This is a genomic window from Chloroflexus sp. (assembly GCF_034435895.1).
Classification (GTDB): domain Bacteria; phylum Chloroflexota; class Chloroflexia; order Chloroflexales; family Chloroflexaceae; genus Chloroflexus.
This window is the reverse complement of sequence record NZ_DAOTWH010000279.1, coordinates 1-10358: the sequence shown is the minus strand read 5'-3', so window position 1 is coordinate 10358 and position 10358 is coordinate 1. Positions and strand designations below refer to the sequence as shown.

The following is a 10358-nucleotide window of genomic DNA, read 5'->3' as shown; positions in this document are numbered from 1 at the left end:
CCGGCGGTTGCTACGCCAGAGCCGGCCCCGGCCACACCCGTAACGCCAGTCGCCGCCGCGCCTGCCAGTGAGGCCGCAGCAACCGTCACCGTAGCCGAAACTGCCGCGCCAGCGCCTGCTGAGACGCCTGCCGTCGCTGCCGAGCCAGCGCCGAGCCACGAGGAAGAGTCGGTCGCCGCTGCGCTGGCCACCGCCGCGACGACCGGCATCGAACCGATCGACATCAATCGCGCCGGCCGCGAGGCGTTGATCGCGCTGCCCGGCATCGGGCCGGTGCTGGCCGATCGGATCATTGCCTACCGCGAAGCGAACGGCCCATTCAAGAGTGTTGATGATCTGATCGCTATTCCCGGCATCGGTGAACGCAATATCAACACCCTCCGCAAACTGGTCTACGTGGCGCATGATTGAACCGTACTTGTTGCGGCGCGGCGAGCACGCCTGTCTCCTGATTCACGGCTTCGTTGGCGATCCCGGCGAGATGCGCGGCCTTGCCGAGCATCTCGCCAGCGCCGGTTATACGGTGTTGGGCATGCGCCTGCCCGGCCATACCGGCCAACCCGAAGACCTGATGCCGGTGCGCTGGTCTGACTGGCTGGCCGCGGCGATGCATGCGTTTGATCGCCTCTCAACCAGCTATGCCACCGTCTCGGTGATCGGATTTTCACTCGGTGGCGCGCTCGCCGCCCTGCTTGCCGCCGAACGACCGGCGCACCGGCTAGTGATGCTGGCGACCCCCTACCGGTTGGGAGGTGATTGGCGGGTCAATGTATTAGGCCTTGCCCGCCACGTGACGCCATGGTTCTACTTACTAGCTCAAGCCGATTTCTCAGACCCCGAACTGCGCGCCTCGATCTGGCGCCGCCAGCCCGGCCTCGATCTCGATGATCCGGCCATCCAACAGATGTTGCGCCAATCGGTGAAGGTATCGGTCGCTGCTGCTGATGAGCTGCGCTTGGCGCTGGCCGCTGCTGGGCAAGCGTTGCCGCGGGTGCGAACGCCGGTACTGCTGATGCACGGCCAGAGCGACACGACCGCTGACCCGGCGAGCGCAGCGACAATTGCGGCCCGGATCGGCAGCGCGCACTGCGAACTCGTCTACTGGCCGGCAACCGGCCATCAATTGCTGGTGGACGGGCCGTACCGCGAAGCGATTTTTCGCCGGATTGAGCGGTTTTTGAGTCGCCCTGTTACGGGGCGCGTCTGATGACAATGAGGGTAATGTCGTCGAACGGCGGCTGGCCGTGGCTATGGCGGGCAATCGCGGCCAAAATCGCTTGCACGATCGCGCCTGCTGGTGCAGCAGCGTAGGTCTTGATGACAGCGCGCAACCCTTCCACATCAAGCGGTGCCAGCACCTCGTTCACCGTCTCGGTCACGCCATCGGTGTAGCAGACCAAGACATCACCCGGCGCGATCGCGGTTTCAGCTTCGTGCAAGGTTACTTCAGCCAGCACGCCGAGGGCGATTCCGGGAGTGCGCAGCTCTTCGATCGCGCCGGTCGCTGCGCGATAAACCAGCGGCGGATTATGGCCGGCGCAGGTATAGCACAGACGACCACTGGCCAGATCGAGCCGGGCATAGAAGAGGGTGACAAACATCCCCGACTCGGAATCGCGGGCGAGCCAGCGATTAGCCCGTTCCATAGCACGGGCCGGCGGCGATCCATCGAGGGCGGCGGCGCGCACCAACGAACGGGCCATGGTCATAAACATCGCCGCCGGAACGCCTTTATCGCTGACATCGGCGATCACAAAGCCCAATTCGCGCGGTGGATCGGCGCCGGCGGGCAGAGGCCAGAAATCGTAGAAATCGCCGCCGACCAAGCGGGCCGATTGCCATGCCGCGTCGATCTGCCACCCCTGCGCTATCGGCAGACGGGTCGGCAGCAACGATTGCTGAATCTCGCGGGCCACGCGCAGCTCTTGTTCGAGCCGGGCCGCTTCGGCGGCTTCGGCGGCTAGCAGCAAGCTTTCCAACGCGCCGGCAATTTGGGCCGCTGCGCCGGTGCATAAATTCTGCTGGCGGGCGCTCAGCGAGATAAACGGGTCATTGTAATCGAGCACCAACACCCCTAGCAAGGCATTGCGCGCGCTAATCGGCAACCCGACCAACGACCCGCTCTGCGCGACGGCAAGTAAGCCCGGCCACTGATCAGGGTTATCGTGCGCTTGCCAGAGCATCGCCAGCCGCGGTTGATCAGCGTCGGCAGCGCGTTCGCGCAACCGCCACAGAAAGGGCGACCGTGCCGGTGCGTCAATGATCGCCGCGCGGGCAGCCACCGGCAACCCATAGACAGCGCGCACCACAAAATCACCTTGTTCGCGATCCCACAGCGCAACGTAGCAGCGCGGGCAACCCAGCAATAACGGCGGCAACCGCACCACCGTCGCCAGCAGATCGGGCAAGGTCGTGGCCCGGCCAATATTTTCGGCGATCTGCAACAACGCATTGAGTGTCCACGCTTCTTCTTGTTGGGCCGTATAGGCATTGGCACTCTCGATCGCAATCGCGATCTGATCGGCCAGCGTGCGCATCACGAACAGATCGTCTTCATTGAAGTCATCCGGCTCATCACTCTGCACATCGAGCACACCGATCACGGTCGCGCCGACGCGCAACGGCACCGCCAGCTCCGAACGGGTTTGCAGCGTATCGCGGATCACGCGCCGATCGCTGAGCACATCGCCGGCCAACAACGGCTCACCGCGCTGCACCGCCTCGCCGACCAGCCCCTGCCCCACCCGCAGCGAGAGCGCGCGCAACCGTTCGAGATCAGCGCCATCGGCGGTCGAAGCGCGGAAGTAGATCCGGCCATCATCGGGCGAAACGGTAAAGATATGGACGGGATGGTAGCCGAACCGCTCGCGAATGAGCCGCACAATCGAGGGCAACAACAGGTCGAGATTGAGAATCGCGGTAATCTGCTGGCTCACCTCGCGAATCGCTTGCAACTGGTTGGCGCGCTGGCGCGCTTCGTGAAAGGCGCGGGCACGGGCAATCGCCACCGCCGCCTGATCGGCGATCAGCGAGATCAAGCGCAGATCGTTGGCGTCAAACGCCGCCGGCTCATAACTCTGCACCGAGATCGAACCGATCACGGTCTCGCCGGTGATCAACGGCACGTAAATCCCCGATCGGGGCGGGCGTTCGCTCTGATAACGGGGCCGGGCCGGCAGCCGATCCATCTCGCGGGTAAAATCCTCGACCAGAATCGCTCGGCCAGTCTCGCGGATCCAGCCAATCAGGCCGCTATTTTCCGACAGATCGACCGTCAAACGCGGTAAGCGCACCCGATCCTGCACCCGTACCATCAGGGTATAGTGATTGCCGTTGAACAGGCCGAGGTGAAACGACGAGGTATCAACAATCCGACTCGCCTCGCGGTAGATCAACTCACAGAGGGCATCAACATCGAGTTCGCTGCGGATAATCGCCCGGCTCACCTCGTTAAGCCGGGCCAATTCGCGCACCGAGCGGCGTTGGCGTTGGAGATTGAGGGATGAACGGCGTAAAATGGCCGCCGACGCAATCAGGGCCAAGCCGGCCAGCGCCAGATGCAGCAAACCGAGATCGCGAGCAATCGCCGCGCCAAGCCATGCCAGCGGCAATGGTGCCAGCTCAGCGCCGAGAATAGCGCGCCACGCCGAACGCCACCACGTCGCCAACCCACTGCGCCCGCCCTGCAACAGCTCGCGCAACACCCGCCCGGCCTGTGTCACCACCGGAAACATGAGCAATGTCCAGCCAAATAACGCCTCGGCGGGCAGATTGGTGAACGGTTGGCCGCTGAACAGCGCGGCGAACCAAGCGCCCGCCAGCAAACCAAGCGCGCGCAGACCGCCGCGCAAGACAGGCCGGCCCAGCAACCAAAATAACGTGCGCGGGCGATTGGTTAGCAGGAGGATCACAACCCCGGAAATGACGCCCTCGATGGCTGCCAGCCACGCGCCAGCCACCGGCCCCAACGCCAGACCGGCGCTGACAATCACCAGCGGGGCAAGGCTATGGACATCGGCGGGAGGAATGCGAAAGGCGAGCAGATCAGCCGCAAAGGCGATGACGGCAAACAGCGCAACCAGCGCCGGCGCGACCGGCGCGACCGGCAGCATGAGCAACCAGCCCAACGCAACCCCGCCGACGAGCAGACCATACCATGTCAGCAGGTGTTCACGCGCCACTCAACGCCTCTGCGAAAACGCTGCCCGAGCTTCCGCCACCGAAGGATGGATATTAAACACCTGCGTAAAGCCGGTGATCGCAAAGAGCTCATGCACCTGCGGTTGCAGCGCCGCCAGCCGCAACTCGCCGCCGAGGGTCATCAGCTCTTTGCGGACGAGGAGAAGCGCGCGCAAGCCACTACTCGACAAGAACGGAACATTGCTCAGATCAAGCACAATCTGGCGAGCACCCTTCGCGATCTGTTCACTCGCTTGCTTGGCCAGCCGGGGCGCCGTCTGCGCATCGATCCGGTCAGCAATGGGAATGACCACTACTTCATCAGGCGGATCAGGCTGATCGTGCGGCAGATATTTGACCATCGTCAACAGATTGCCGCCTTGGGGCGAAAACTCAAACCGGACTTCATCCATCAGGCGGGTGATGAGATAGATCCCCAAACCACCGACCTGCCGTTCTTCTAGCGGCGAAGTAATATCGGGCTCCGGCACCGCCGCTGGATCGAACTGGCGGCCATGATCGCGCACGGTAATGATAAACCGGTGATCGCGGCACTGCCAGCTTAAGGTTAGATCGCCAGGTTGGTCAGGGTCGTAGGCATGCTGGATGACGTTGGTAACGGCTTCATCAACGGCAAGCTGCACCTGCCACGTCGCCCGTTCATCGAGACCGCACCGTTCGGCAGCGGCGGTGATAAACGCACTAATCTTGGCAAGCGCATCGAGATCGGCGGTAAGGGTGATACTATCCATGGCGATCGTGGAGCCGGACGCTGGCGCGCCCGGCGTGGTGGCAGCGTTAAAATGATCCGACGGCTTCGACGGTGTCGCCATAGATCTCGAACAATGAGCTAAAGCCGGTGAGATCGAACACCTCTTTGATCCGGGGCGGCAGATTGGCGATCCGCACATCGCCACCCTCAAGATCGGTCAGCTTCCACTCACGCGCCTTCTTGCGCGCTTCGATCAACACCCGCAAACCGGGGCTGCTAATATATTCGAGCCGGCTGAAATCCAACACAATGCGATACCGTCCGTCGGCAAAGATCGACTCAATCAATTGCTTGAGTTGCGGCGCAGTGGCAGCGTCAACGCGCCCGACGACCTCAATAAGGTCAACCCGGTTGAGCCGGCGGTGATTCAGTTCCATTCCGTCCCTCCTTGTGCAGGCGCTGGTGGCGCGTCACGCATAACTGCCGGGTATTATAACACACTGTTGCCGCTTGAACGGAATGTGTTGCTGCCCATGCTATAATGACGCCGCGAACGCCCACCGAGGAGCGGCTATGGCAAATTGGAACGATCTCAGCGTTGCCTTCAATACCTTGCGCGAAATTGATGTCGCCGCCATCCGCGCCGAAGCCGAACGCCCGCTGGCGATCGTGTGCGTAGGATCGCCGCGGGTCTGCCAAACGATCGCTGCCCGGCTCGAACGCGGTCCGCAGCGGTATGGCACGACCGGGCCGTCACCGATTCAGCTCGCTAGCCTGACGACAATTATTCCCGACGAACTGCGCGGCGTCGATCTGATCGTGCTTGGGCTCGACCAGAACACGCGCCTCTCGGCGCGTGAATTAGCGACCATCGATCGGTTGGCGGCACTGGCCTTGCCCACCGTGGTGGTCGTGTGGGGGACGGCCTTGCCTGCCGATGCCGGCCCGCTCCACCCGCGGGTGGCCCATGCCCGTCTGTTGGTCGTGCCCGATCCGGATGTGCCTGAAGTTGATGCGCAATTGGCTGAAGCCGTGCTTGACCGGCTGCCCAACGAGCTGCATCTGGCGGCAGCGCGCCGGTTGCCCGGTCTGCGCGCTGCGGTGGCGCGCCAACTGATCAACAGTGTCTCGTTTACCAATGCGACGTATGTGTTAGCCACCGCCCTGCCATTGCAAATCCCAATCTTTAATGTGCCCTTTGCCGCCGCCGATACTCTAGTGCTGACCAAAAATCAGGCGATTCTGGTGTATCGCCTCAGCCTTGCTTATGGCGCGCCACCTGATATCCGCGAACGCTTGCGCGAAGTGTTGCCGGTCATCGGTGGCGCGTTTATCTGGCGGCAACTGGCCCGCGCATTAGTTGGGTTGATCCCAATCTGGGGGGTGGCACCCAAAGTGGCGATCGCCTATGCCGGCACATATACCACCGGTATGGCGGCGTGTCGTTGGTTTGCCGAAGGCAAAATTGTCGATCAAGCTCGTTTAAAAGAGTTAGGATCCGAAGCTTTGGCATTGGGCCGCGCACGAGCTGCCGAGTTGCTTGCCGCAGCTCGATCTGGCAGCAGCCAGCACATGAATCGTTGGCGCCGGTTGTGGGAAGGGATCAAAGCTCGCTTCCGGCGCCCACGCAAACCACTCGATTGAGGACACCCCATCGCGCCTCGGCTGCCGAATGCTTGTAGAGACGGCCCGCTGGGCCGTTTCACTATGGATACGACCAGATTACACCACTAGGAAAGAACACTTATGGATCACTTCGTCATCGAAGGCGGCCACCGGTTATCGGGATCGATCCGGCCCGCCGGCAACAAGAATGCTGCCCTGCCCTTACTCGCGGCCAGCCTCTTGACCGATGAACCGGTCACGCTGCACAATATCCCCGACATTGGCGATGTGCGCACCAAACTGGCGCTCCTATCGCAGCTCAGCGTGCAGGTTGAGCAACCAGAACCGAATGTGGTGCGCCTACACGCGGCGCGATTAGCGCCGGTTGAACCAGATACTGCGTTGGCACGCCGCATCCGCACCTCGCCGCTCTTGGCCGGCCCGCTGCTCGCCCGGCGCGGGTATGTCACCTTGCCGCGCCCCGGCGGCGACGCGATTGGCCGGCGCCGGCTCGACACGCACTTGCTGGCGTTGCAAGCCTTGGGGGTGCAGATTGAAGTCACCCCGGCCAGCTACATTCTGACGACCGATGGCTTGCGCGGCGCTGATATCTTCCTCGACGAGATGAGCGTCACCGGCACCGAACAGGCGATTATCGCGGCAGTGACTGCCGAAGGCCATACCACGATCGGCAACGCCGCCTCAGAGCCGCACGTGCAAGACTTGTGCCACCTGCTCAACCGGATGGGAGCGAAGATCAGCGGCATCGGCACCAACCTGCTCGAAATCGAGGGAGTAAGCCGGCTGCATGGCGCTGACTACACCATCGGCCCCGATTTTATGGAAGTTGGCTCACTGATCGGCTTGGCTGCCGTCACGCGCAGCGAACTGCGCATTGTTGGCGCGCGACCGCGTGAGCATCGCATGACCAAGATAATGTTTGGGCGGCTCGGAGTCACGTGGCATGAAGAGGGTGACGATATTATTGTGCCGCCCGATCAAGAGCTAGTGGTGCGCCACGATCTGCACGGCGCCATTCCGAAGATCGACTCGGCGCCATGGCCCGGTTTTAACCCCGATCTGATCAGCACCGCGATCGTGGTCGCGACCCAAGCCCGCGGTACCGTGCTCATCTACGAGAAGATGTTTGAGAGCCGGCTGTTCTTCGTTGACCGGCTGATCGGCATGGGAGCGCGCATCGTGCTCTGCGACCCGCACCGGGCAGTGGTCGTCGGGCCATCACAACTCTATGGCGAACCCGACGGCCTGCCGAGCCCCGACATCCGCGCCGGCATGGCGCTGGTCACGGCGGCGCTGTGCGCGAAGGGGCGCAGCGTCATTTACAACATCGGCCAAATCGACCGCGGCTACGAACGGATCGACGAGCGGCTGGCCGCACTCGGCGCCCGGATCGAACGGGTGCGCGGCGGATGATGGAATGGAGGCGGCCTCCACCCCGTAGCAGGATCGAAACACGACCACCCTACGAGGTTTGAGAGGTGGACAGAATCTTTGGTTGATCACAACTGTTGTGCGATGCCACAACGCTCGGCGCTACGCTCCCCCTCCCGCGATAGCAGGAGCGGGGCTGGGGGTGAGGGACAGCAGCCCGCGCAGCGAGCTTCGTACCCCCTAGCCCGGCCTGAAGGGCCAAGTACAGGATCAGCGGTTCTGGCCACCCTTGACTACCTCCGGGGGAAAAAGTCACAGCGAGGCGGAAAGGGCCGCTTCCGCGCTCGCGGGGGATTGCTTCGCCGCCTCCGGCGGCTCGCAATGACAACCGGAGAGCGGCGGTGTAGTGCCCTGTTGTCATTGCGAGGGCGCGCAGCGCCCGAAGCAATCTCCCGCTTTGGCGCGAACGAACGCTGTGGGAACATCTCGTGAACCTACGGGGCAGCGGGTTGGATCAACTCCTCGCCATCGTTGCGCACCTGATTAACCGCTTTGCTCACCGGATAGACGCGCAAGGCCACCGGCGGCGGGGTCAGGCAAAGTGCGTGCAAACGGGCTGCATCAGCCGCCGGATCAAGCCACAGCGCGTCGAAATCAGGCGGCAGGATCACCGGCATTCGATCGTGGATCGGGGCAACCACCTCGTTAGCGGCAGTCGTCAGAATGGTATAGCTTTCGAGCAATGCGCCATCAGGCGCGCGCCACTGCTCCCACAGACCGGCGAAGGCCATCAGATCGCCATCAACCGGCGTAAAATAAAACGGCTGCTTGCCGGCAGCAGCGGGCTGCCATTCGTAAAAGCCAGAGGCTGGGATCAGGCAACGCCGGCGGCGAAACGCAGTGCGGAAGGCCGGCTTTTCGAGCACCGTCTCGTTGCGGGCATTGATCAGGCGCGCGCCGATGGCAGCATCATTCGCCCATGACGGGATCAAACCCCAGCGCAGCAACGCCAATTCGCGCGCGCCATTGCTTAGGCGCACAACCGGCGCCGGCTGGGTAGGCGCAATGTTGTAACGGGGCTGGAGTTCGAGCGGCGCCACCCCAAACCGGGCAGCGAGTTGAGCAGGTGAAACGGCTAACGTATAACGACCGCACATAGCATTGAGTAATGATGTATAGAGATGATTTGCCGCCGCAAGCACCGCGTTACAGAGTAACAGGAGCACAACCGGACATCGGCAGGAAGTGCCGACATCGACGGCTTGCGACCACTGGCCCCACGCCTTGCATAAGGATTGACAGCGCACTTACGCCAGCACCGCCGCACCCCCAACTCTTGGCGCAGTACTTCTCTCGCCCACGTTATCGGTTGAGGGCCGGAGAGACCATTTGACTGAGTACAACCCGTTGATCGCTGTGCAATGCCGCAAAGCTAGGCTCTGCACCCCCTCTCCCGCGCCAGTTAAGGAGCGGACAGAACGTTTGATCGAGTAAAACTGTCGATCGCTGTGCGATGCCGTAAAGCCCCGTGCTGCGCTTCCCCATCACCCCTCCCCCGCTGGGGGAGGGGTAAGGAGTGGGGACATCAACCCGCGCAGCGGGCTTCGTAACCCGAGCCCGGCCCTTTAGGGCCGGATTCCAGACAGATGTTCTATCCGCCCTTGCCCCCCCCGCTAGTGGGAGAGGGGCTGGGGGAGAGGGAACACCAGTGCATCGCCCAGCCATCAACTCCATCTACGCTCGTAGGTTCTGTCCGACCTTGAACGTTATTGGCGAGGTGCAGAGATATCTAAAGCCATCACCTGCAGCTACCCGCCTAGATTCTAGCCGCCGTTGAGGCGTGGGCCGGAGAGGAGTGATAATCACTAGCGCCAACCCGTCACGACCGGCTTAGAAATCATCTTTGTCTGGATCGAGGCGGGTCGTCTCGCCGGTCGCCGGTTCACCGCCGGCAGGCGACTGCATCCGTTTGATAAACTCAGCCAACTGCTCGTTGAGTTGGGCAATCCCCTGCGCCAAGGTTTGTTGGAGATCGTGGGCCGCTTGCGACTGCTGGAACTGGTGCAGCGTCTGCTGGCCACGCTCGGCCAACTCTTGCACCCGGGGATCATCGGCGATCGCCTTGACCGCCGTCTGCACCTGCTCACCGATCGTACGCAGACCGTTCAGCAATTCCTGCTGCAACTGACGAGCGCGTTCGCTTTCCAGCGCGGTACGGAGCGCTGCCTCGATCTGCTGCCCCAATTCGCGCAACTCGGCGCCCAAATCAGGGGTCTGATCGGGCTTCTGGTCGGGCTGGCTCATCGTCTTCCTCCTTAATGATGTGATCACTGACAGCCATCAGCGATACGACGAAGGCTTCCATGAAAACGTTGCGCCGGCCCGCAACCACCTTACCGTCGCCGGCGCAATAACAGCCAGAGACTGGCCACTACAGCGAGCGCGCCAAGGGCAGGCCGGGCGCCGCGAG

Annotated in this window: 9 protein-coding genes; 4 read left to right on the top strand and 5 right to left on the bottom strand. The window is 62.6% G+C overall.

Annotated features, from left to right (window positions below):
* Both U9R81_RS15840 and U9R81_RS15835 read left to right on the top strand, forming a co-directional pair.
* On the top strand, positions 1 to 411 hold a 411-nt coding region (locus tag U9R81_RS15840), incomplete at its 5' end, for a helix-hairpin-helix domain-containing protein (RefSeq protein ID WP_322496398.1).
* On the top strand, positions 404 to 1207 hold the full coding sequence (locus U9R81_RS15835) for an alpha/beta hydrolase (protein ID WP_322496397.1): 804 nt from the start codon (positions 404 to 406) through the stop codon (positions 1205 to 1207). The genes U9R81_RS15840 and U9R81_RS15835, both read left to right, overlap by 8 nt.
* Here U9R81_RS15835 and U9R81_RS15830 read toward each other — a convergent pair.
* From U9R81_RS15830 to U9R81_RS15820, 3 genes are read right to left on the bottom strand one after another with little or no spacing between them, the layout of a single operon-like run.
* Positions 1191 to 4181, bottom strand: a complete 2991-nt coding sequence (locus tag U9R81_RS15830; RefSeq protein WP_322496396.1) for a SpoIIE family protein phosphatase — start codon at positions 4179 to 4181, stop codon at positions 1191 to 1193. The two genes, U9R81_RS15835 and U9R81_RS15830, sit on opposite strands and share 17 nt — an antisense overlap.
* Entirely contained in the window at positions 4182 to 5012 is an 831-nt protein-coding gene (locus tag U9R81_RS15825; protein ID WP_322496395.1) for an anti-sigma factor antagonist, read from the bottom strand.
* On the bottom strand, positions 4978 to 5328 hold the full coding sequence (locus U9R81_RS15820) for an STAS domain-containing protein (RefSeq protein WP_322496394.1): 351 nt from the start codon (positions 5326 to 5328) through the stop codon (positions 4978 to 4980). The genes U9R81_RS15825 and U9R81_RS15820 overlap by 35 nt, the downstream gene beginning before the upstream one ends.
* 136 nt (positions 5329 to 5464) lie before the next feature.
* Between U9R81_RS15820 and U9R81_RS15815 the strand changes: the two genes are divergently transcribed.
* Positions 5465 to 6535 (top strand): hypothetical protein, encoded by a 1071-nt coding sequence (locus U9R81_RS15815; protein ID WP_322496393.1) that lies wholly within the window; start codon positions 5465 to 5467, stop codon positions 6533 to 6535.
* Between the two features lie 102 nt (positions 6536 to 6637).
* Positions 6638 to 7930: a UDP-N-acetylglucosamine 1-carboxyvinyltransferase gene (murA, locus tag U9R81_RS15810; protein WP_322496392.1), complete on the top strand. Its 1293-nt coding sequence runs from the start codon at positions 6638 to 6640 to the stop codon at positions 7928 to 7930.
* Between the two features lie 452 nt (positions 7931 to 8382).
* Here murA and U9R81_RS15805 read toward each other — a convergent pair whose 3' ends face one another.
* Both U9R81_RS15805 and U9R81_RS15800 read right to left on the bottom strand, forming a co-directional pair.
* Complete coding sequence (locus tag U9R81_RS15805; RefSeq protein WP_322496391.1) at positions 8383 to 9045, bottom strand: SOS response-associated peptidase; 663 nt, start codon at positions 9043 to 9045, stop codon at positions 8383 to 8385.
* 733 nt (positions 9046 to 9778) lie between these two features.
* The gene (locus tag U9R81_RS15800; RefSeq protein WP_322496390.1) at positions 9779 to 10192 is read right to left on the bottom strand and encodes a hypothetical protein; all 414 of its coding nucleotides are present in this window, start codon (positions 10190 to 10192) and stop codon (positions 9779 to 9781) included.
* Positions 10193 to 10358: the final 166 nt, after the last annotated feature.